17 protein-coding genes and 1 other annotated feature are annotated in these 23,089 nt (G+C 35.4%); all 17 genes read right to left on the minus strand.

The features are described 5' to 3' along the window. Positions 1 to 12 precede the first annotated feature (12 nt). The 17 genes from IGJ03_RS09200 to IGJ03_RS09280 all read right to left on the minus strand — a co-directional run bounded on the left by IGJ03_RS09200 (position 13) and on the right by IGJ03_RS09280 (position 23,021). Positions 13 to 2,523, minus strand: coding sequence for a glycosyltransferase family 2 protein (locus IGJ03_RS09200; protein WP_375804589.1), 2,511 nt, complete (start codon positions 2,521 to 2,523; stop codon positions 13 to 15). A gap of 69 nt (positions 2,524 to 2,592) precedes the next feature. Continuing rightward, positions 2,593 to 4,062 (minus strand): glycosyltransferase family A protein, encoded by a 1,470-nt coding sequence (locus IGJ03_RS09205; RefSeq protein ID WP_375804588.1) that lies wholly within the window; start codon positions 4,060 to 4,062, stop codon positions 2,593 to 2,595. 18 nt (positions 4,063 to 4,080) lie between these two features. Continuing rightward, positions 4,081 to 5,250: a CDP-glycerol glycerophosphotransferase family protein gene (locus IGJ03_RS09210; protein ID WP_375804587.1), complete on the minus strand. Its 1,170-nt coding sequence runs from the start codon at positions 5,248 to 5,250 to the stop codon at positions 4,081 to 4,083. 472 nt (positions 5,251 to 5,722) lie between these two features. Then, the gene (locus IGJ03_RS09215) at positions 5,723 to 6,523 is read right to left on the minus strand and encodes a phosphatidate cytidylyltransferase (protein ID WP_002359680.1); all 801 of its coding nucleotides are present in this window, start codon (positions 6,521 to 6,523) and stop codon (positions 5,723 to 5,725) included. Next, the gene (locus IGJ03_RS09220; protein ID WP_002356646.1) at positions 6,520 to 7,335 is read right to left on the minus strand and encodes an isoprenyl transferase; all 816 of its coding nucleotides are present in this window, start codon (positions 7,333 to 7,335) and stop codon (positions 6,520 to 6,522) included. Before IGJ03_RS09220 ends, IGJ03_RS09215 begins: the two co-directional genes overlap by 4 nt. 347 nt (positions 7,336 to 7,682) lie before the next feature. Further along, complete coding sequence (locus IGJ03_RS09225) at positions 7,683 to 8,501, minus strand: MetQ/NlpA family ABC transporter substrate-binding protein (protein WP_016616121.1); 819 nt, start codon at positions 8,499 to 8,501, stop codon at positions 7,683 to 7,685. A 14-nt stretch (positions 8,502 to 8,515) separates the two neighbouring features. Next, the gene (locus IGJ03_RS09230) at positions 8,516 to 9,202 is read right to left on the minus strand and encodes a methionine ABC transporter permease (protein ID WP_002362617.1); all 687 of its coding nucleotides are present in this window, start codon (positions 9,200 to 9,202) and stop codon (positions 8,516 to 8,518) included. Continuing rightward, positions 9,195 to 10,232 (minus strand): methionine ABC transporter ATP-binding protein, encoded by a 1,038-nt coding sequence (locus IGJ03_RS09235; protein ID WP_002356639.1) that lies wholly within the window; start codon positions 10,230 to 10,232, stop codon positions 9,195 to 9,197. The genes IGJ03_RS09230 and IGJ03_RS09235 overlap by 8 nt, the downstream gene beginning before the upstream one ends. A 113-nt stretch (positions 10,233 to 10,345) precedes the next feature. Further along, positions 10,346 to 10,593 (minus strand) — a binding site (T-box leader). 53 nt (positions 10,594 to 10,646) lie between these two features. Then, positions 10,647 to 10,961: a glycine cleavage system protein H gene (locus IGJ03_RS09240; protein WP_011109554.1), complete on the minus strand. Its 315-nt coding sequence runs from the start codon at positions 10,959 to 10,961 to the stop codon at positions 10,647 to 10,649. 5 nt (positions 10,962 to 10,966) lie between these two features. Beyond that, on the minus strand, positions 10,967 to 11,326 hold the full coding sequence (locus IGJ03_RS09245) for an arsenate reductase family protein (RefSeq protein WP_002368937.1): 360 nt from the start codon (positions 11,324 to 11,326) through the stop codon (positions 10,967 to 10,969). 24 nt (positions 11,327 to 11,350) lie between these two features. Beyond that, entirely contained in the window at positions 11,351 to 12,538 is a 1,188-nt protein-coding gene (locus IGJ03_RS09250) for an FtsW/RodA/SpoVE family cell cycle protein (protein WP_002367107.1), read from the minus strand. A gap of 208 nt (positions 12,539 to 12,746) precedes the next feature. Next, entirely contained in the window at positions 12,747 to 13,190 is a 444-nt protein-coding gene (locus tag IGJ03_RS09255; RefSeq protein ID WP_002381534.1) for a hypothetical protein, read from the minus strand. Between the two features lie 367 nt (positions 13,191 to 13,557). Further along, entirely contained in the window at positions 13,558 to 14,994 is a 1,437-nt protein-coding gene (locus IGJ03_RS09260; RefSeq protein WP_002356635.1) for a helix-turn-helix domain-containing protein, read from the minus strand. Further along, positions 14,995 to 15,696 (minus strand): bacterial Ig-like domain-containing protein, encoded by a 702-nt coding sequence (locus tag IGJ03_RS09265; protein ID WP_002379695.1) that lies wholly within the window; start codon positions 15,694 to 15,696, stop codon positions 14,995 to 14,997. A 198-nt stretch (positions 15,697 to 15,894) separates the two neighbouring features. Further along, the gene (fss2, locus tag IGJ03_RS09270; RefSeq protein ID WP_375804586.1) at positions 15,895 to 20,850 is read right to left on the minus strand and encodes a fibrinogen-binding MSCRAMM adhesin Fss2; all 4,956 of its coding nucleotides are present in this window, start codon (positions 20,848 to 20,850) and stop codon (positions 15,895 to 15,897) included. 175 nt (positions 20,851 to 21,025) lie between these two features. After that, entirely contained in the window at positions 21,026 to 22,357 is a 1,332-nt protein-coding gene (locus IGJ03_RS09275) for a hypothetical protein (RefSeq protein ID WP_002398015.1), read from the minus strand. A gap of 112 nt (positions 22,358 to 22,469) precedes the next feature. Continuing rightward, a complete protein-coding gene (locus IGJ03_RS09280; RefSeq protein WP_002362234.1) occupies positions 22,470 to 23,021 on the minus strand; it encodes a helix-turn-helix domain-containing protein in 552 nt (183 codons plus the stop codon). Positions 23,022 to 23,089: the final 68 nt, after the last annotated feature.

A 23,089-nucleotide genomic window follows, 5' to 3' on the forward strand; every position in this document is an offset into this window, starting at 1 on the left:
CTTTTTTACATGTTATTTCAACAACCCTTTTGCTTTTTTAAGACTTTTTGATACAGCTTTTTTAATTGTTGTAGGTTCATTTCCTTCAATTTTATTGATAGGTGTTAATTCGTTACCAATACTTGTCATTGTATCTTGGATATAGCCTTGGTTTTGTCGAACGACACTAAAATGTGTTTCCCCTTCTCGAGAAGTCAAAATTCGAACATTGTAATCAAATGCTGCATATTTTTGAGTATAGCCCGCCCAAATTGTAAAAACATTGTCTACGAAAGTATAATACATATTTTCTTGTAGTAAGGTATAGCCTTTTTCCCACTCGGCTTGTAAAACAATCGATTTTAAAGTAGTACCTTCTTTTTTAATTAATAAAGATACTAATAAACTATCATGAATTATTTTTGTATTGTCACCCATATAAACGAAATCAATCACTCCGCTGGCATTGCTTGTATCATTATCTGCAATAATAATTGAAAACATTTCAATTGCCGTCCCATTCCCCTGGGTCTTCTCTTGTCCAAAAATTACTTTACCTCCACGCTCTTGAATATGAACATTCGGAATAATGAAGGTTTTTTTCATCCCAAAATCTTTATAAATATTTTGATATATTTCTAGATTGTATTGTAAAATATTTTGGATTCGTGTGATACGCTCTACTTGTTCTGGATCATTAGAATATTTTTCTTTTTTCACTAAGTCTAGCCCTAGCTGTTGGATGTATTTCTCTTTTAATTCTTGATAGAAACGTTCTTTAAATGCTTGATCAACACGATTCATGTCAAAAATAAACCAGTTTAATGTATTAATAATTTTTAACCGATATGCTTCAATTCGATTTGGAGCATGTTGTTTTAAGTACTCCAACATTTTGTCATGTAAATTGAACTCATCACGATAATTCATTCCATACGTAGACATCAAGCCATCTTGTCTAACAATTCGAGTCAGCAAATATTTGTTTAGTGCAACAATTTTTTCGGTACCTAATAATGCTGTATAAGTGAAATAAGCATCCTCGCCAACAAATTGTTCTAAGTTTACCAAGTTATTTTCTTTGATGTATTCTAATAAAAATAATTTATCATATAAATAAGGGGTTACTTCATCCAATGAAATTTCTTCACCAGACATACGTCCGCCATTAGTTAGTAATGGATTGTGAACAACGTGCACTTCTCCATTTGGTAATTTTTCTTTCATACCAAATAAAAGAATATCTGTTGCACTATCATATGCACGATAATAAGCGTCTTGTAATAAATTCACTTCAAAATGATCATCTGCATCTAAAAATTGTAAATACCGGCCTCGTGCCATCGAAATGCCCACATTTCTTGCGTGTCCAGGATTACTTTTGCCAATAGAAATCCCCGTAATTCTCGGATCTTTTACTGCAAATTCGTTAATAATATCCATGGTATTATCTGTAGAGCCATTCTCTACTAAAATGATTTCAATCTCACGTAAAGACTGCTCACAAACAGTTTCTAATGTTTGTCTTAAATATTTTGAAGCATTGTGAATCGGCATGACAACACTAACTTTATACAGATTTTTCAAGTAGTCCTCATAATAAGCTGCTGAATCATTTGCAATTTGATAAAATTGTTTGATGTATTCAAAATCGATATCATTCAGCTGGTCTATTTCTAAAGCTTGTCTAAAATCTACTGCCACCTTTTGAATCACTTCATAAACCGACTCGTCACGTAAATGGGTTAATTTTTCAATCGCCCAAAAGTATTTTTCGAACATTTGTTTATAAAAATAACCTTTGTAGCGTTCAAATTTATTTTGTTCAATTAAGTTTGAACGAATTAGTTTAAATTGTTGAAACAAGAAAGGAACCTTTGTTGCCACATTATTTACTGTCGAATTTGGGTTGTCTTGTCTATAAAAATACAAACAATCTTTAATAAAAATAACATTCTGAGATGCTGAATTGATTTTCCAAAATAGACCAGTGTCCCCATAACTTTTAATTTCCTCATCCCAAGTTACGTTTTCTTTCTCAATCATACTTTTTTTATAAATGGCATTCCATGGATAAACTTGTACAATTAAATCCGTCGTTTTTAAGTCAATCAATTGATTGTATTTATCGGGATATTGCCATAATATATCTCGCTCAACCTCTTCTTCAGAAGAAAATTCAACCCAATTACAACGGACAACATCTGCATGGTGACTTTTAGCCGTATTGTATAAACGCTCATAGGCATGCAATGCTACATAATCGTCACTTTCAAATTCAGCAATATACTCACCTTTTGCTTCTGAAACACCCAAGTTAAAGGCTTTTCCAATTCCCCCATTTTTAACATTGAAAACGCGAAAACGTGGATCATCTTGTGCAATTTCTTCAATAATTTTTTGACTATTATCAGTAGAGCCATCATTAATAATTAAGAATTCAATTTCTTTCAATGTTTGGTTTTTCAAACTCATTAATGCCTCTTCTAAATAGGTTTCTACGTTATAGACGGGTACAATGACTGACACTTTCACATTTTCCATAAAACAAATTTCCCTCACTTATCATTTATAGTTGTATACTCAAAATATCCTGATTTAAACGGACAAAATTTAAGCAAAAAACTTACTAAAATCTTTAACCCCAATTTCTAAATAATTATCAAAAACTATCGTAAATCTACTTTCTTTATTTGAAAATTTTTCTGGCAACTCTACCTGATAACTAGTTTCACTAATTTTTTTAAACGCCAGCCTCTGTCTTGTTTCAAAAGGATTTTTCAGCTCTTTTATTTCAAATCCTGTAATTTTTTGGTGTGTATACACATTTAAAGAAAGCATATTGCCTTCACGTTGCGTTGCTTCTGCATAAGCATTCATGCGAACTGCTGGGAATCGTTTCAATAATCTTGGATAATAATAACTTCTCTCTGTTTTTGAAACATAACCAAAGCGATTGACTAACACCCAACGAATGGACTGACATTGAATAAACCAATACAAACCATCAATATCGTTAGTTTGTAAAAATGTCCAAATGATTTGGCGCACATCACTTCTAAAATACGGACTAGGATCAAAACTCAATTCATCACCTAAATACTGATCCATCTGTACTTTAAAGTCTTGTAATCGCTTTTTACTGAATGGATACCCAGTATCCCTCCGAATACAAAAGTCATAAATTAGCCATTCTAAACGGCGTGCTAGCATCCGTTCTTTAGACAAATCATCTGGAAACTGTTGATTGATATAACTTAACGCACGCAACCAAGAAAGCATAAATGTCCGATTAATTGATTTGCTTAAACTTTCATTATCTGCATCTCGATTTAAATAAGTCGTTAACCTTTCCCCTTGTGTAATGGTTTTTGAAAATCGCATGGCTTCATAAAAGAACAGCACATCATCAGCCACCCGTTGATTAACAAAGTGTAAATTATTATTGTGTATCAGTGAAGTTCTTAACATGATAGCTTGCGGTCCTAACCAACCATAAAATTCAGCTGGCAATTCTTGGATAGACCGATTTTTAAATGACCCATCCACATAATATGGCTTACTTTTTAACATTAAATGGCCATCCGTACTCTGTATTAGACCAGAAACAGCAAAATCATCGTGAGAGTCATCTAGTAGGTCTGATAAATATTTCAATGCATTTAAATCATACCAATCATCTGCATCTAAGAAGACACTATACTCACCACGTGCATTTACAATCCCTACGTTTCTTGGGCCGTGAGCACCTCCAGTGTTTTCAAGTAGCTGATAAATTTCAATATTTGGATATCTTTCAAGATATGGCTCTATTACTTTTAACGAATGATCTGTGGAACAATCATCAATAAACATCACTTGCAATTGCTCGATCCCAATGGTTTGTTGAACAAGAGAATCCATCATCTTTTTAAGATATGGTGCATTATTGTAATTAGCAATAATGATTGAGACTTTAGGATTTTTTGATATTTTTTCTGAAGAGGACAGCTTAAATTGACTTAACTCCTTTTTCCACGTTTCAGTATCTAACATATATTGATACTCTTCATATTCTTTTTGGACTTCTTTTTGATTTTCCAACCTACACCCTCCGGCTTTTTATCTCTTTAAAATTTCTGAAATCAGCTGTCTAGTGGCATCCTGATTTTCAAGGCAAAATTCACGAAAAAACTGCATATATAAACGTTGTTCCTGTTCCGTTTTAGAAAACAATACGTTTTTTACAGACGTTACTAGGCTATCCGTGTCTGTCACAATTTTTCCAGGCAAAATTGCTGTTGGATCAAAATAGAATCCCCTTGTACTATTTTGATACTTTTCCTTATCATACATAAAAAATAGCATCGGTTTTTTTGTTAATGCAAAATCAAACATAACCGATGAATAATCTGTAATTAATAAGTCAGCGATTAAATAAAGTTGATTGATATCTGGATAAGAAGAAACATCGATTACACGTGAACCAAATGCACTTATATCAAAACTTTCTGCAATTAAATAATGTAGTCGTGTAAGTATAACAACAGAAGAATCAATTGCTAAAAGTTGTTCAACTGGCAAATGATTGGTAAAACGATAGGCTCCTTTTCGAATAGACTCATCATCACGCCACGTGGGGGCATAAAGAATAATTTTTTGATTGGCTGAAAGGCCTAACTGATTGCGAACAGAAAAAGCTATTTTGTCCTTATTTTCACAAACTAACAAATCATTTCGCGGATATCCTACTTCTAATATTTCCCCTCCATAATGAAAGGCCTGTCGAAATACTCTCGTACTATATGCATTAGGTGAGATGAGATAATCCCAACGATTTGCTTCTTGAAGGACTTCTAGTTTATAGCTCTCTGTTTCATGCTCTGGCATTTTGACTATTTCAATATCTAAGCCCAGTTTCTTTAGAGGGGTCCCATGCCACGTCTGTATATAGATTGTTGTTTGATTCTTATACATCCAAGCTGGCATCCGCGTGTTAAAAACCCAATACTGAGCTCTTGGCATCAACCATAGCCATCTCCAACTTAATCGTTTGACGAAAGGAACATTCTCTTCCACAAAAGGCATCTCATATCCTTTTTTGACTGCCCAAATACATTGATATTCAGGACAGTTATCTCTTATGTACTCAAAAATTGCACGTGGATTATCACTATACTGTCTTCCATGAAAACTTTCAAAAATAAATAACTTCTTTTTAGGTAGTTTACCTAAAAAGAAAAAACAAGCTTTTACGGCTCGGTGCATACTATTCTCTAAAAATTTTTTCATTGAATTAATCCTTTACATTAGATTATCAAAAATATAATCCTAATCTATAACCTTGTATGAAGAACGCGTTCACAAATCTATAAATTATCTTCTCTTTACTTGTTTAAATTTATGAATAACTCTCACCACGATTGAACAAGCTTATAAAATACATTATTTTGCTTTTCTTCTTTTAAGTATAAATTTATCTATGCTAAACGTCAATGGCTTTATTGAAATAAACATTCCAGTGTTATTCGATTGTTATAATTTAATTTTTAACAATCGAATTTCCCTCTAAATGTTCAGATATTTAACATCCGATCACCTATTTAATTTTTAGAAACTTTAGTCGCCTTTATACAATTACTCTTAGAAATTAAATAACTCACAAGTTACCTAAACTAACCCTATAAACAGCAAAAATCCAGAAGAGAGACTCTTCTGGATTTTTGCTTATTTGACGATACTTTTTTAAATTTTGTTAATCAATTTAAAATAATCCACATAAGTGCATAATTGGGAAAACAAATAATAAACTATCAAAACGATCTAAAATACCACCATGTCCTGGCAAGATGTTACCAGAGTCTTTCACGCCATAATGACGTTTGATAGAAGATTCAACCAAATCACCGAATTGCCCTACTATAGAAAATAGAACCGTCAATACGAGCATCACCGGCATTGGATAAGGAAATAGCCCTTTATTAGCTGTGAAAACTAAAAACAACGCTGCTACAACCACGGCTGATAAAATACCACCAAGTGCACCTTCTATTGTCTTGTTGGGTGAAACATCTGGCATCAATTTATGACGACCAAATCGGCGTCCAAATAGATATGCACCAATATCCGTTGCCCAGACAATGAATAAAGCAAATAACAAGACTTCAAAACCTGCGGAACGGGCACTAATAAAGTTCTGGAACCCCATCCCTACATATAAACTGACAATAACTGGAAAGCCAGCTTCTTCAATCGTATATGTATTTTTAGAAATTACCGAAGCACCTAACAACAACATTACAGTGACATAAAATAAAATGAAATTTGTTTGCATTTCCGGCAAAAAGTTTAACCATTTAATTGTCGGGATAACTAAAAAAACGGCCCCTAATGCTGATAAAACACCTTCAAAACTTAATAACGTTAATCCTTTCATACGGAATAACTCGTACACGCCGACTACTGCCAAAGCAACAGCGGCAATCTCAATTGCAAAACCACCATACCAGATAATTGGAATAAAGATGATTAATGCGACGATAGCTGTGATGACACGTTGTCTCACTGCGGATCGCTCCCTTCTGTTTCTGTAGTTTCTTTTAGACCTCCAAAACGACGATTACGATTTTGGAAAGAAGCAATCGCGGTTTCTAAAGTGTCCCCTGAAAAATCAGGCCATAATGCTTTTGTAAAAAACAACTCGCTATAAGCAATTTGCCATAGCAAGAAATTACTAATTCTCTCTTCCCCACTTGTTCGAATCAACAATTCTGGATCACGAAGTTCCGTGGGTAAAAAGCCAGTCATTAAGTGATCTGCGATCGTTTCTTCTGTAATCTCATCTGCCGTATATGTTTTTTCTGAAACCTCTGCAGCAATCTGTTTCATGGCAGTTAGTAGCTCCGCACGCGCCCCATAATTTAAAGCAAAGTTCAAAACCATGCCCGTATTGTCCTTGGTTTGCTCAATGGCCCGCTTAACAGCATCTTGCGTATGGCTTGGTAGAAACTCTTGGTAGCCCATTACATTGACTTTAACATTTTCCTTAATTAATTCAGGCACGAATGTATCAAAAAAATCAACAGGCAATTGCATTAAGAAATTGACTTCATCTGTTGGTCTCTTCCAATTTTCCGTTGAAAATGCATAAAGTGTTAAAACTTTAACGCCTAAATGACTAGCATGCTTCGTTATTTTTTTAACCGTATCCATGCCTTCTTTATGTCCAGCAATTCTCGGCAGTCTTCGATTCTGTGCCCACCGTCCATTTCCGTCCATAATAATGGCAATGTGCTGCGGAATTTGGCCTTCTTTATCAAAGGCATACTGGCTTGCTTCTTCTACATATTTATTTTTTTGCGGAAAAAAACGTAACATCTTTTTCCCTCCATTCCAAAAAATCTATCTTAATTATTATAACAATAACTAATGCAAATGCCTATGCATAGTCCCTGAATTTTCCTGATAATTAAGAAATTCCTTGTAACTTTATCATTTATGGTCCTTTTTTAAAAGAAAAAAACTTAGACTTGGCAAGTAAATCAACATGATGTATCTGCCTAGCCCTAAAATTTTAGATAAACAACGGGACAGGAGCAGCTTCTTCGGAAATAAGCTGAACGTCCTTGAGAGACAAAAAGCATCTTTCAGAACTTTCTTCTTATTTCTTGAAGCTTAACACGCCTGTCCCGACCTCAAGTTTTTATTCTATTGTCTTTTTCTCTTTATTCATTGACTGGAACAATAGCGCCGTTCCATTTTTTCGTAATCCAATCTTGGACTTCTTTGCTACGTAACACTTTGACTAATTTTTTTACATTTTCGTTGTTTTCGTCTTCTTTACGAACCGCAATAATATTGGCATAAGGTGAACTTTCTTTTTCTAAGGCAATCGCATCTTTTTTCGGATTTAATCCTTGATCCACGGCAAAGTTTGAGTTAATTAAAACCGCAGCCCCTTCTTCATTGTCATAAAGAGTGGTCATGATTGCTGGATCACTTTCATGATTGAATTTCAACTTTTTAGTATTTTTATCAATATCATCGAAAGTAGCAGTTGTCCGGTCTACCCCTTCTTTCAGCGTGATTAAACCAGCATCTTCTAAAATCGTTAAAACACGTGGCCAATCTGAAACGGAAGAGCTAACGTAAATCGTTGAACCATCAGGAATTTCTTGTAACGATTTGTATTTTTTCGAGTAAAGCCCAACTGGTTCTAAATGAATCGCACCTGCATTCACAAAGTCATAATCATTTTCTTTAACCGCTTCATTAAAGAACGGCACATGTTGGAAATAGTTGGCATCGATATCGCCACTTTCCAACGCCTTGTTAGGTAGCACGTAATCTGTATAAGTCGTCACTTCTAGTTTTACGCCTTCTTTTTCTAATAAAGGTTTTACATGTTCTAAAATCTCTGCATGCGGAACCGGTGAAGCTCCAACTTTCAAGACCGAGTCATCACTCTTTTTATTGCCGCAAGCCCCTAAAATTAAGACAGCTACTGCTACAGTAATTACTGACCATAATGTACGTTTTTTCATCTTATTCCCTCCATTTATCGTTTATCTATTTTTTTAGCGACTGTATCCCCAATCCATTGAATCGCAAAGACAATAATTAAGATACAAATCGTTGCTACTAAGGTAACTGTATTTTGACCACGTTGGAAGCCATCTTGATACGCCAAACTTCCTAAACCGCCCGCTCCAATAGCAGCTGCCATTGCAGTATAGCCCACTAAGGAAATGGTTGTAACGGTTAAGCCAGAAACAAGCGCTGGCAGACTTTCTGGTAATAGAACTTTCCAAATTATTTGGAAACGATTGGCCCCCATTGCTTTGGCTGCTTCAATCACGCCTTTATCGACTTCACGAAAAGCAATTTCGACCATGCGAGCATAAAAAGGTGCTGCGGAAATAATCAATGCTGGTAAGGAACCTTTGACACCAGACATACTCCCTAAAATAATTTTTGTAAAAGGAATTAACAGAACGATTAAGATAATAAACGGAATCGAACGGAAAATATTTACAAAAATGGCCACTAGCCAATACAGTAATCGGCTCAAAATCCCTTTTCTGCCTGACGTTTCAAAAAGTAGTAGTCCTAAAATCAACCCTAAAATGGCGACCACTATGATTGAAATCCCTGTCATATAAAGTGTTTCAATCGTTTTTTCTTGTAGTTTACTTATATCAATTTGGGAAAAATCAAAGAAACTTGCTAAGCCACGATTATTCATTTCCAATCACCTCTGTTTCTACACGAAGTTTACGTAATCCTTCAATGGCTGCTAGAATATTTTGCTCTTCGCCTAATAATTGAATATAAAGAGAACCCACTGCACCCTGCTTTGTTTGCTGAATGTTCCCTTGAATAATACTGACTTCTACTTGATATTCTTGGACAATATGCGAGATAATTGGCAATTTCGCTTGTTCGCCGTGGAAAAGTAGGCGAACAATTTTTCCATTCGGATATTGTTCCAACATTTCTTCAACAACCAGTTCCGTTTCTTCAATGTTTTTATCCGCTTCTTGTTGGATAAAGCGTTTCGCAATTTCTGTTTGAGGCTTTTTGAAAATATCGATTACTTTACCTTCTTCAACAATTTCACCATATTCCATCACGGCTACGCGATTACAGATTTTACGAATCACGTGCATTTCATGGGTAATTAATACAACCGTTAAATTTAATTCTTGGTTGATTTTTAGTAGTAATTCTAGCACTTCATCGGTTGTCTGCGGATCCAAAGCACTCGTTGCTTCATCACAAAGCAAAATATCAGGATTGTTAGCTAAGGCACGGGCAATCCCCACTCGTTGCTTTTGCCCACCAGAGAGTTGACTTGGGTAGGCGGTTTCCCGTCCTTCTAAACCAACCAACTTGATTAACTCTTCTGCGCGGCTTTTCCGATTTTGTTTTGGAACGCCAGCAATTTCCAATGGGAGCATGATATTTTCTAGGACCGTCCGTGACCATAATAAATTAAAATGTTGAAAGATCATCCCAATTTTTTTACGGAAGTTTCGTAGTTCTTTATTTGGCAACAATGCAATATCTTGTCCTTGAATTTCTACTTCACCTTCTGTAGGTGTTTCAAGTCCATTCAATAGGCGAACCAACGTACTTTTTCCTGCACCTGAATAGCCAATAATGCCATAAATATCACCTGATTCAACCGTTAAATCAATATCTTTTAAAGCCGTGACTTTACCCGCTTTACCGGAAAACTCTTTTTTTACATGACGTAATTCAATTAATGCCATTTTGTTCTCCTCTTCTTTCTGTTCTACTTTCTTATTTTGAAGGTTTCGCACTTTTTATGAAACGAATTTGCTTAATAAAAACAAAAAAACTTCCATCCTTTTGCTATTACAGCAAAAAGGACGAAAGTTTGTCATTTCGTGATACCACCTTAATTCGCTATTATTTCTCAATAATAACCTCATACGGTACTTGATTCTTCGCATACCGTTGGCTGTAACGGGCGCCCCGTAGTAAGTTCACTGCTTCGCTCACTTACTCTGCTCAAAGACCATCTTCCATCTTAAATCTGTTACCCATTCTCAGCAAACAGGGCTCTCTTCAAACGTCCTTAACATGTACTCTTCTTTTCAAAGCTTTCTTTTGATTAGATTGAGAAAATTATAGCAATAAACATTGGCCTTGTCAACGTAAGACTAAAGATTTTCAAATTCTGTTGGTTCAACATCTGCTAAAACAGCAATCCAGGCATTTTCTTCATCTAACGCACTTGGCTCTTGATCAGCCGCTTCATTAATCGCGACTACTTTACCAGATAATGGACTACTGAATTCACTGACTGCTTTTTCTGCTTCTAATTCAATTAAAGAGTCACCTTTAGCTAATGTTTGTCCGACTTTGGGAAATGTTGCAAAAGTAATCTTCCCTAAATCCTCTTGGGCTTCGGCGGTTAAACCAATTTTATAACCTGCTTCTGTTGGTAAGATCCATAATTGATCGATTTGTTTCATTTCACTCATTTTCCAAGCACTCCTTCGTAATCTGCTTCTTTAAAACCATTGGTTAGAAATGTATTGTCTTTTAAGAGAATTGGACGCTTAATCAACATGCCATCCGCAGCTAAACGCTGACTTGCTTCTTCAATAGAAAAACTGTCAACAAGATCTTTTAAACCTTGTTCTCTATATAAAACCCCACTTGTGTTAAAAAAACGACGAACAGGCAAGCCGGTTTCTTTCATCCATTTTGCTAATTGTTCACTACTAGGCGGTGTCGCTTTAATATCAATTGCTTGGTATTTAACGCCTTGTTGATCTAACCACGTTTTCGCTTTTTTACAAGTTGAGCATTTAGGATATTCATAAAGTGTGTACATTTCTACCCCTTCTTTCTTCTTTCTTTAACGACCACTTCTGGTACGAACCGTTTCTTGTTGGTAACGCATGGACATAATTAAGCCCACCCCAATCATGTTACCTAAAATGGAAGAACCACCTTGACTAATAAACGGTAATGGAATCCCAGTTAATGGTAGTAAACCAATATTCGCTCCAATGTTTTCAAAAACATGGAACAAAATCATCATGATAATTCCTGTGGCAATGTAGGCATAGAATTCATTATTTGTATCAAAACAAACGCGAATCATGCGGTAGATTAAAATAAAATACAACAAAATAATGAAACAGCCACCAATAAAGCCAAAGTTTTCACCAACAACTGTAAAAATCATATCTGACTCACGAACAGGGACATACACATCACTCACGTTAAAGCCTTTTCCGAAAAGGCCCCCAGAACCAATTGCTGTTAATGCTAACGCTGGTTGGAATGAGCGATCTGGATCTGTATGGAAAGGATTTAGCCATAAATCAATCCGATCAAATTGATAAGCTTTAATGCCAATTTTAGACAATAAGTCTCTTCCTGTTTCTGTTGTTACCAAGTAGATGGTTCCAGCTCCGACTAGAGCAGCTATGATAAAGGCGGGCACAATAATTTTCCAAGTAATGCCAGACATTAAGAAAACTCCCCCAAAAATGGCTAAGAAAACTAACATCGTCCCGAAGTCTTTTTGTAAAAGTACTAAAACAATTACCGGAATCGCCACTAATAGCATTTTAGCGATTAGCCAAAAGTCGCTTTTGAGTGTTCGGTCCACATATTTAACATTATGCATGGTCACTATATAGGCCAACATCAAAATAAACGCAATCTTCATCAATTCCGATGGTTGGAATGTGGTGCCACCAAAGCGAATCCAGTTTTTAGAACCTGTTTGCTCTGCTAGTACGGGGTCATAGAATTTCAGTAGTAATCCCATTAATACTAATCCAAGTGCATAAAAAACGGGCGTTAACCGCCAGAGTAATTTTGAGCTAAAATGCATAATAATGACAATACTTAATCCTCCGACTAAATACCACAGTCCTTGTTTCATTAACAAGCTACCAATTTTAGGTTTGCTTGGATCATTGTAAAGCGCTACGTAAAGCGATAGCATACCAATTAGTGATAAAAGAAAAACTGGTAATATCACGCCGTAATCAATTCGACTATCTAAATTTGTTTTCTCTTTTCTATTCATTCGTCATCCCTTTTCCTTTGTTCATACGTTTTTTATTATATCTTTCTCACAGAAGAAAAGAAAGGAATTCTACTATATTTGAGAAAAACTTTAGAGAATTCAATAAAAATTTTTCTTTTCGATCGCCATTTATTCATGCTTAATTTTTCTACAAAAATTACGTTTCTTCCACTTCAGATAGGTATAGATTGCTTTCTTTCCAAAATAGCTATTGATTGGCTTTCGTATTTGCTTCTGAAAATTGAATGGACCAACTTCCTTCTGCTTTAATTTCTAAAATATACGTATCTGCGTCTTTAGGAATTTGAGCCATTGTTTTTCCAATGTAATTTCCTTGCGTATCAATTAACTTTGCAATTTCTTGTCCATCACTGTCCACGATCCGAACAACTATTTTTTCCGTTCCTTTGAAAGTAATATTTGCTATAACTGGCCCCTTTTTAAAAGCTAAGTTTGTAAATACATCATCACCGCTTCCTTTTTTTGAAAACATTGTTCCAGCTAGCTTATCATCTACTTCATTAATACTAGTACTTGCCTGGGTTGTCTCACCGTAATTATCATCTCTGGCAGATTGTGGACTATTAATGTTAATTTTACAACCAGTCAAAATTAATAATGCCAGTACAGATAACCAGATATTTTTTTTCATTTTCTCACATCCTCACAATGACACAACTAGTTAGAATCAACAATAATATGACTGAGACGAGACTAATTTTTAAAAATTTTTCCATAAAAATACACTCCTTTTTCTTTTTTAAATGAGAATTATCGGAAATAAAAACTCATCTATTTTTAATTATATCGATATTTTTTTTGATTCTCAATTCTTACTCGTAAAAAACGAGTGTGGAACAAAAATCCCTTTGGATTTTTGTTCCACACTCAAAACCTGATAAACGGCGGGAATAGCATCAACACTACACGCTTCGATATTTCTCTGTAAAATACGAACAGATAAAATCAGCGTACAACTTGGTCCTCGAAGCTAAACAATTCTGTCCCGCCCTCGTCTGTTATTCGCTTTTTCTTTGTTTTGTTTGTTGTAGCTCTTTATTAATTCGGACAATTTCGTTGCCAAAATTTTGCCAGTCACTGGCTCGCGGGGGCGCTAGCCAAATTAAACATTTTACTGAAAATAACGTTTTTGGTAAATAATCCGAAACTACTAAATCAGTATCTGGTCGAATCGCTGAATGAAAGTGAATGCTGAAAGATTCGAATATTTTGATTTGTTCTTTGATAAACTGAGTATATTTTTCTCCTTGCGTAAAATTCACATAAAGATTGATCGTGCTTTTTTCATTCCTTTGGTCATAAAGACGGGATAACACTAATAGCAAATCAAAAAATAAAGAAAGCTTACTAAACTCAAACGCCGAGCAATCCAACGCAAATAAAAACTGACGACAGCTATTAAAAACAATTGGGTAGCGTTCCTGAAAAAATTCTAAATCCATAATTCGTAAGGTGATATCGATGAACGGCGTAATAAAACGATGTTGATAAATAATCGGAACAATTTCTTGATAAAATTCTTCGTCCGAAATTGTAAACGGCATATAAGAAAAGAATAATGTTTTCGTAGCCGTAATTGCCTCATTGTGAGAACTCAGCAAATGTTCCGAAATAAGTTCACTTTGATAGACCGATAAATTGCCGATAATTCCTTGAATTTCTGCGTTTTTCTCTGCATGAGTCGCCTTCATCACTTCGTTGATCCAACTTTGAATTTCTTGATAAATCGAACTTTCTTCATCAAAAGCGAATGGATTTTCTTCTTGGGATAAAAAATAATTAGCTTTTCTTTGCGTTCGTTCTAACGCCACCAATACATAATGTTTAAATAAATGAAAATTAGTGATATTTTCATAAGAGCCTTTCAATTGAGCCAATAATTGGTTCACTGCGCGAAGATCTGTTTGATTATATAATTCTTCAGAATCTTTGTAAATTCGGTAATAAAGCATAGTAAAATATTGTCTAATCGCCATTTCATTGCCGCTAAGTTGTAAATTTTTGGATAACTTAATACCGTATTGACCTAATTCTTTCCGGATATGGTCAACAATTTTATATACAACCGTTCGACTCATCCCGTGCTTTTCACCGTATTTTTTGATTGAGGTAAACTGATGAAAGAAAATCGTTTTTAATAGATTAAATTCTAACGAGTCTTTTAAATAATATTCTTCAATAATACTTGAAGAAATACGAAGGCTTTGAGATAACAAAATTTCATTATTTTTTTCACTGATTTCCATCTCATTAATCAGACCAAAGCGTTGCAAATCTGCATTGATTTCTGTTATGTTCCGTTCTAGCAAATAAGGAGAAATAGCTAATTGCTTACATAAACGATCTTTTCGTTCAGAAAATGAATATTGTTGCTCTAACTTTCTAATAATCGCTAATTTTAAATTTTCCCGATCATCTAATAACAAGAATTCCATTTAAACTCTCCTTGTTCCATACAAAAGTGAGCCTGACAGGAAGCTTAAAGTGGTGCCAAATTGAGAGGACCCACTTGCCGCTCCTCCAGTAATTTCCACTGGGGCTATCGTATCTATTTTTTTCAACAACTCATCATTTAACAGCACCTTTTTATTTACTCGTTCCTGTTCAATTTTATTTTTCTTTTTCTCCTGTTTTGTTTGTTGCTCCTTGTCCTGTCTCGAGGCAATAATTGATCTTTCTGGGCCAATCATTGCTTGACTATAAGGAAGCTCTGCAAGCATATTCCCCTCTGCAGCAAAATTAGTAGGGTTGACATACACCTTCGCAATAGAAAGGTATGACTCGTAACGGAAGGTTACAAAATAAAGGCCTACTTTTTGAGTATTTACATTATTTTCTATAATTACATTTTCTAAATTTAAAGGGCGACCCTCTTTATCTTTTAGAAAAACGACATTGTCTAATGGTGACCATGCTTGATTAACTCCTAAAAACGTGTCTTTTAATTTAAGTTCCGTTTGATTTTCTTTGACCGTAATGGTTGCTGTTTCAATTTTGCCATCCACTTCATAAGTCACGGTGTATTTGCCTGGTGTTGTCGCTTCGTTTGCATAGCTATTCACTGAAGCAATCAACATTCCTGAAGAAAGAAATAAGGCTGTGCCGATACTACCATAATAAATAGTTCGCTGGTTCATCTCGTTTATTATTCCTCCAAACTATTTCATAAAAATAACTATCTTAACAGAAAAACCTGCTAATAGGTGTTCTTAAAATAAAAGTCACTTGTAAAACTTCCTATTTTCCAAGGAAACAGCTACCCTCATTCATGCACTTATTCATCTTTTAAGCGTGGAACAAAAGTTACTTTAAACTTTTGCCCCACGCTCATTTAATTATTTTCGTTTCTTCTTGATGACTATACCACTAATAATCACAATAAGTAATACAACAAGTCCTAGCACACGATATAGACCATTAGTTTGTTCTCCCGTTTTGGGATAACGTCCTTGCTTGTCAGGTTTCACAATGTGTGTGACATACTGACTACTTTTTATCGTGGTTTGATTCGTTGAAGAACTAGTCTGGTTGTTCTCATTTTTATCTGGTAGCGGTGTAGGATTACGATCAATCACATGAACAGTTGCTACTGTCGTTAATTGACGAGGTGTTTCGTTTGAAAACATTGAGAAAAGTCGTGACTGCACAGCTGGTTTGGTTTCATTAACTGGCTCAGTGGTATAGGAAATCTGGTACTCTCCTGTTTTCTTTGTATCAACTTCCCCTTTTACTTGAACCTTATCAAAGGATATAGCATGACCATCACGATCTGTCGCTGAAACGAAATTATCTTCTGGTTTCCACGAATCACCAACATAAATCGTTGTATCTTTAACCTCTAACTTAGATTGGTCGGGTTTGACGGTCACATGGGCTGTTTCTTCTTTACCTTCGTAACTGTATACGATTGGATAAACGCCTGCTTTGCTAGTATCAACTTGACCTGAAACAGTGATTTTTTCGAATGGGACATCTTGACCTGTTTTATCTGTTGCTGAAACGAAGTTATCTTCTGCTTCCCATTTATCACCCACATAAATTGTTGTATCTTTGACCTGTAAACGACTGTCATCACGAACATGAACGATTGCTTTCGCTTCTTTTGTGCCATTTTTATAGACAATTTCATAATCGCCTATTTTATCAACATTCACTGTTCCCTGAACATCAATTTTTTCAAACGGAACGTCTTGACCTGTTTTGTCTGTCGCGGAAACGAAGTTATCTTCTGCTTCCCATTTATCACCCACATAAATTGTTGTATCTTTGACCTCTAACTGACTGTCATCACGGACATGAACGATTGCTTTCGCTTCTTTTGTGCCATTTTTATAGACAATTTCATAATCGCCTATTTTATCAACATTCACTGTTCCCTGAACGTCAATTTTTTCAAACGGGACATCTTGACCTGTTTTGTCTGTTGCTGAAACGAAATTATCTTCTGGTTCCCATTTATCGCCCACATAAATCGTTGTATCTTTAACCTCTAACTTAGATTGGTCGGGTTTGACAGTCACATTAGCTGTTTCTTCTTTACCTTCGTAACTGTAAACGATTGGATAAACGCCTGCTTTGCTAGTATCAACTTGACCTGAAACAGTGATTTTTTCAAACGGAACGTCTTGGCCTGTTTTGTCTGTTGCTGAAACGAAATTATCTTCTGGTTTCCACGAATCACCAACATAAATCGTTGTATCTTTAACCTCTAACTGACTGTCATCACGGACATGAACGATTGCTTTCGCTTCTTTTTTGCCATTTTTATAGACAATTTCATAATCGCCTATTTTATCAACATTCACTGTTCCCTGAACATCAATTTTTTCAAACGGAACGTCTTGACCTGTTTTGTCTGTCGCTGAAACGAAATTATCTTCTGGTTTCCACGAATCACCAACATAAATCGTTGTATCTTTGACCTCTAACTTAGATTGGTCGGGTTTGACGGTCACATGGGCTGTTTCTTCTTTACCTTCGTAACTGTATACGATTGGATAAACGCCTGCTTTGGTGTTATCAACTTGACCTGAAACAGTGATTTTTTCGAAGGGAACGTCTTGACCTGTTTTATCTGTCGCTGAAACAAAGTTCTCTTCTGGTTCCCATGAATCGCCGACATAAATCGTTGAATCTTTGACTTGTAAGCGACTGTGATCAATTGTTTTCGTTAATGGAATTTTTAGTTGGTTGTCTCCTTTGACCAGCTTAATGGCTTTGCCTGTCAAATACTCTTCATCCACGGAATATTCCTGCGGTACATTCGTTACTCGCAAAGTATAATCACCTGTCATGATGGCATCAAAGGAGTATTGACCTTTTTCATCTGTTGTAAATTCGGTTGCTGTATGCGTGACATTATCAATTAGTTCAAAAGAAACCTTCGCAATTGCTTGGTTTTCATCCTCTATGTTATGCGTATAGAATGTGGCAGTTGCTAAATAAACAATACCTTCCGCATCGCCTTCTGAGAATTTCAATGTGATTGGTGCAGTGGTGACTTTTTTCTTGTTAGCAGACATCTGGTCCAATGTTTCAGAGTCGATTGTTGTTTCTGTATAGATTTGGCCAGCGTTTGCAGAGACAGTATTGTATTCAATCGTAATGTTTTCTGTCAATGTATAGTCTTTAAAAATAATTTTCGCACCGTTTGTAGTCTTCTCTAATGAATAAGCATCTTCTGGCATGCCTTTCACGGTAATAGAATTCAAATCGATTTGAGCATTGGTTGTGCCTTTTGGTGTTAATTCAATCGTTGGATTTTTCACACGATGTGTTTTATTATCAATATTTTTTGTTGTTACTGTTGTTTTTGTTACATTTTTTAATGTTGGATTCGCCGCTTGTGTTGCACTCAAAATGTCTAACGCTTCATTTTGAACAGAAACCGAAGCAGACATTTCATTATTATTCGATTGTGGTTCTTTCGCTGTCCCTGTTATATAAAGAGTTGGCACGTCGATCCAGCCATTGGCGTTTTTATACTCAATAATGTAACGTTTGTTGGTTTTTCCAAAATCAAACGTGTAACTATTGGTATTTTCGTCAAAAGTAATCGTTGGATATCCAGGGCTGTTTGGTGTCATTGGTTTATCAAAGTATTGACCGCGGTCCCAGTATTGTGGATAAATTGAATCTACCTGATCGTTTGAAACATCATAAATGTCAAAAAGAACATCGGCGCCAGCTGGAATTTTTGTACGGACGCTTAGTGAGTCAAAAGAATCATTTCGTGCATTGACAAGGAATTGATTTTTACTACTTTGAAGTGTTCGTTCAGAACCACGCTTACTATTAGTAGTTACTGTCGTGTCAACTGGAGTTAAACCTTCAGCACTCATTGTTATCGGTATCGTATCGACTGGGATACTTTTATCTTTTGGCAAACTATCTGGCACATAATTAAAACCTATTGGAATTTGGATTTCATTGGTTATTGGCGTAGTGAACTTAATAACTGAGCCATCTGACGTTGGCGTTACTGTATAATCCGTTCCTAACTTGTAATAAAAATAAATTTCTTTTGTAGCTCGTAATGAAAGATAGTTAGGATGCTTTACTTTAATTTCTAAATTTTGAATCGGTGTCTCTTTGCTTCCCATAACTGAGACAGTTGTTCTTGATGAATAGGCACCATTTTGATCATAATTACCCCAAGCAGTTTCAGCATTCAAAGGATTAACAACACTAATTGGTTCAATATATTGATCAGATACTAATTGAATGGCTTTATTGGGACCAATTACAGGTGTACTTAATGATAGATTGATATCTTTCTTGTCAAAATCCATTGTTAAATCAGAAATATTTATTCTTAAATAGCTATCTTTTGTGGCCGTTAAAGTGAGCTTGCCACCTTCAGTTTTAATATCAAAATAGTCTTCCAATTTTACATTTTCATATAAAGGACCATACGCCGTAAATTTAGGATTCTTAATTTCTTGACCATTTGTACTTTCTAATACGATTTGTTGACCCACTTTTGTTTCTGTTAACGTGCCATAAATTGTTACATAATATTTCCCTTTGCTTTGAAAACTGATATAGGACATACTACGCATTTCACGATCAGCAATTACTTTACTTGTTTGACTCGTCTTAGCAGTAAAATCGGTTGTTTGTTTAGTTCCTGTCGTACTTTTCAAAGAAATTGACCCAATTTTTGTGGTTGGATACTGCTGCGAATATAAGTAGTTATAGTCCGAAGCACTCTCTAAATAAATTGTCCGATTAATCGATAAGGAATAGGCTTTTTGTTGATTCATGTTTGGAACAGTTACAGCAATCCGCCCGAGTGAATTATCGCTTAATGTATAATCTTTGCCAGGTGTTAACAAGGTTTGCGTTTCTGGTAAAATTTGACCATTAATGTCGACATCGTAACTGAAAACTTGAGGTTCCAAGTTATCTTGTTTTCCAAAGACAGCGCCTGGCGTCTCTGTTGTTAATAATTCTAATGTTTGATTGCCAGTTAACGTCCGGTCTAAATTATAAAAAATTTCGCCATCTAACCCCGTCGTTCTGGTTCGTTCGTTATATTGAATTGGTTCCACTTGTTCATATAAATCAAACGAGTAGGTTTTTTTATTTTTTCCTGGAGTTTCAATTTTGATTAATGGTTCCGCCTCTGTTGTTAGATAACTTTTTAGTTCTACTTTAAAGGAAGTATCTGAAACTCGTTGATTAAACGTAATACTTAATGTTTTGGTTGCCGCATCGACTGCCCAAGTTGCGCCAATGCCTGTCACATCTCCGCTAACAGTTGAATAACCTAAATGTTCTGGTAATTGAACTGCATAAACTGATCCAGGTGCATAACCTGTGTTTCCAACAGCAAATTGGAACGTAGCGGTTACCGGTGTTGTATTTAATTCGCGGTGAACCTCTGTTTGGCTGTATTCTGTTCCACCAATCGGCGCAAGACTCATACTGTCAAGTAGTTCATCTGTAATTGGCGCTTGAACATCTGGTAGGGCTTTTTCATTAAGCGAGGTATCCTTTTCCTCCGTTGTTTGTTGTTCAGATGGTGTAGCAGCATCACTGGAAGCTGTTGTGCTCGCCTCTGTGGTTTGCGATTCAGTTGTTGCAGTTGGTTGATTCATTTCTGAAGTATTCGTTGTTGCTAAAGGTAAAGCTGGTGTTGTGCTCGATAACTCTGCCTCTTTTTTTGCTGTATCAGTGGTCTCTGTTTGTGCTTCTGTCGTTGTTACAGCATAGGCATTTACGGCAAACCCGAAATTTTGTGCGAGAAGTATACTCAACATCACAAAAGAAAAAGTTTTTTTCTTCATACTAATCCCCTTTCAATAAAATTCATATAACCTAATAATAGCTTGTTAAAAATGAAACAATTGATTAATTTTTTTTGAATCTTCGAAAAAAAAAAACAGCTTTCCATAAAAAAATACTTGGAAAATCAGCCACAATCACTGTTTTTCCAAGTATTTTTTTATTAATATTTGTAAATTATCGTTTCTTTTGACGAAAAACGACCACGAAATAAACTGCAATAAACAATAACACTAAGAGCGAGTTACTATTTTTAATGAAAGTTAAAAATTGACTTGTTTGCGTTGAAATACCTTTGCCGCCAGTCAATTCTAATAAAAATTGTGTCGTGCCACCTTTGCCTACTACAGTGACTAACATAAGCGCCATCAAAATAAATTGATGGAATAAACTCCCTTTTGTTTGTGTTGTATATTTGATAAGGATGCGGCTATCTTTTGGCAAATCTGTCTCTTGATAATATCGCCTAGCTAAAAAGCTATTCAATGTGCTTTTGAAAAAACTCAAGAGAAACAGGCCTAAAATAGTCCACGAGGTAAGAAGTAATATTCCCAAACTTCCCGCCAGACCAATCATTGGTATGTTGTTTGACCATTGTTTCGTTTTACTAGCTACAATCATTGCAAAAATCATCCCTAAAACATAAGGTAAATAGAGATAGATGCCCATATGAGCTCTGCCGTAAACCCCTGCAACATAAATGGAACCAAATAAAAATAAATAGTTCCCGACAATCCCGTTAATCAAGGTCGCAAGATTCATTTCTAATGATACTTTATACGCACCGCGTTTGCCATAATGACTAACGAAAAGGACAGCCACCACAAAGAAACAGCAGGCGCCAACAATCGCATAATCAAATTCCACCGCATTCGTTAATAAGCGACCACTTCTTAATAAAAGTAATAACACAAAAAAGATAACAAACAGAATTAATTCTTTTCGTGAAACTTCTGCTGATTCTTCTTCTAGCTCGTTTAATGAAACAGGATAGCTCTTGATTGCTACTAAAGCAACCAGAAAATAGAGCGCGTACACCAATAACGCCAGTCCAATCTCAGTCGCTTTAAAAAATAAAGCGCCAAATAAAACAGCGGTCAATAAGACTGTCGTTAAAAGATTACTATGACTGATTTTTTGACCTTCTTCTTTCAAGAAAAAGCGAATTGTTTGATTACTTGGTGGCAACAACGCCCCACTAAGTCCTAATAACATTCCTGAAATACTATAAAGTGGGAAAGAATAAGCGCCGGCGATCCCAATTAAGGAGCCTGCCAAGCCTAACAATAGAGAAATCTTTAGTAGACCTAGACTAGTTAAAGACAAATTAATTCCTCGAACTAGAAAAATGCCTGTCATACGCAATGTATAAAATAAGACAAATGGTAAAATTGTTAGAAGGTTGTGTCCATCACTCAATTGAATGTAAAGTAAATAAGGCACAACAATAATCGTATTACTTAGTAAACTTAATGCTGTATTACCAAGACTTTCAATTTTTTTATTCATTTTGACCTCTTCTTTTATCTTTCATTTTCTATTATTTTTAGGGTAGCATTGTTTACTTTTTTTGTCCATAAAATAACAGATGCAGCAATTTTCTAATGTTTATTTTCCACTGTTACGTATAATAGTTAATGACGACTGCTTGGACTTTCTCTGTTCCGTCATTTATATACGTGTGTACTTGATTAGCATCAAAATACATAGCGGCGTCTTTTGGAAGAAGGTATCTCTGACCGCCCACTTCAAGAGCTAATGCTCCTTGAATAACCATGACATATTCTGTCGAACGTTTTGAATGCCCAACAGCTTGATACTTTTTCCCTGGATCTAATTCAAACTGAAAGAGTTCAAAGTTTCTTTCCTGGTTGTCCGAGTAGTAATTAAAGACTCGATAGGAGTGATCTTCAGAATGTTGTGTTACCGTCTCAGTTTTTTTAACCACGGGATTTTCTTTAACATAGTCATCTTCTAATAAATACGTATATGGAACATTGAGTCCATTACTTATTTTCCAAATTGTATTTATGGTAGGATTGGTGGTTCCTTTTTCAATCTGCGAAAGCATCCCTTTACTCACTCCGGTTATCCCAGCTAGTTCATCTAACGTAAGTTTTTTTTCTTGTCTAATTTTTTTTAAATTATTGCCAATAATTGTATTAATCTCCAAAATAGTTGCTCCTTCTGTTTCTTTTTATCATCCAAAAGTTTAATATATTGAACAAAAGTATTCTTTAT

The organism is Enterococcus sp. DIV1315a (genome assembly GCF_051712325.1).
GTDB classification, from domain to species: Bacteria; Bacillota; Bacilli; order Lactobacillales; family Enterococcaceae; genus Enterococcus; species Enterococcus faecalis.

Coding starts and splice junctions, on each gene's coding strand:
- IGJ03_RS09255 (WP_002381534.1), bottom strand. CDS start 13,190: ATGAAAAAAAATATCTGGTTATCTGTACTGGCATTATTAATTTTGACT.
- IGJ03_RS09245 (WP_002368937.1), bottom strand. CDS start 11,326: ATGTACACACTTTATGAATATCCTAAATGCTCAACTTGTAAAAAAGCG.
- IGJ03_RS09230 (WP_002362617.1), bottom strand. CDS start 9,202: ATGAATAATCGTGGCTTAGCAAGTTTCTTTGATTTTTCCCAAATTGAT.
- IGJ03_RS09275 (WP_002398015.1), bottom strand. CDS start 22,357: ATGAATAAAAAAATTGAAAGTCTTGGTAATACAGCATTAAGTTTACTA.
- IGJ03_RS09260 (WP_002356635.1), bottom strand. CDS start 14,994: ATGGAATTCTTGTTATTAGATGATCGGGAAAATTTAAAATTAGCGATT.
- IGJ03_RS09250 (WP_002367107.1), bottom strand. CDS start 12,538: ATGAATAGAAAAGAGAAAACAAATTTAGATAGTCGAATTGATTACGGC.
- IGJ03_RS09225 (WP_016616121.1), bottom strand. CDS start 8,501: ATGAAAAAACGTACATTATGGTCAGTAATTACTGTAGCAGTAGCTGTC.
- IGJ03_RS09210 (WP_375804587.1), bottom strand. CDS start 5,250: ATGAAAAAATTTTTAGAGAATAGTATGCACCGAGCCGTAAAAGCTTGT.
- fss2 (WP_375804586.1), bottom strand. CDS start 20,850: ATGAAGAAAAAAACTTTTTCTTTTGTGATGTTGAGTATACTTCTCGCA.
- IGJ03_RS09220 (WP_002356646.1), bottom strand. CDS start 7,335: ATGTTACGTTTTTTTCCGCAAAAAAATAAATATGTAGAAGAAGCAAGC.
- IGJ03_RS09265 (WP_002379695.1), bottom strand. CDS start 15,696: ATGAACCAGCGAACTATTTATTATGGTAGTATCGGCACAGCCTTATTT.
- IGJ03_RS09200 (WP_375804589.1), bottom strand. CDS start 2,523: ATGGAAAATGTGAAAGTGTCAGTCATTGTACCCGTCTATAACGTAGAA.
- IGJ03_RS09235 (WP_002356639.1), bottom strand. CDS start 10,232: ATGGCATTAATTGAATTACGTCATGTAAAAAAAGAGTTTTCCGGTAAA.
- IGJ03_RS09240 (WP_011109554.1), bottom strand. CDS start 10,961: ATGAAACAAATCGATCAATTATGGATCTTACCAACAGAAGCAGGTTAT.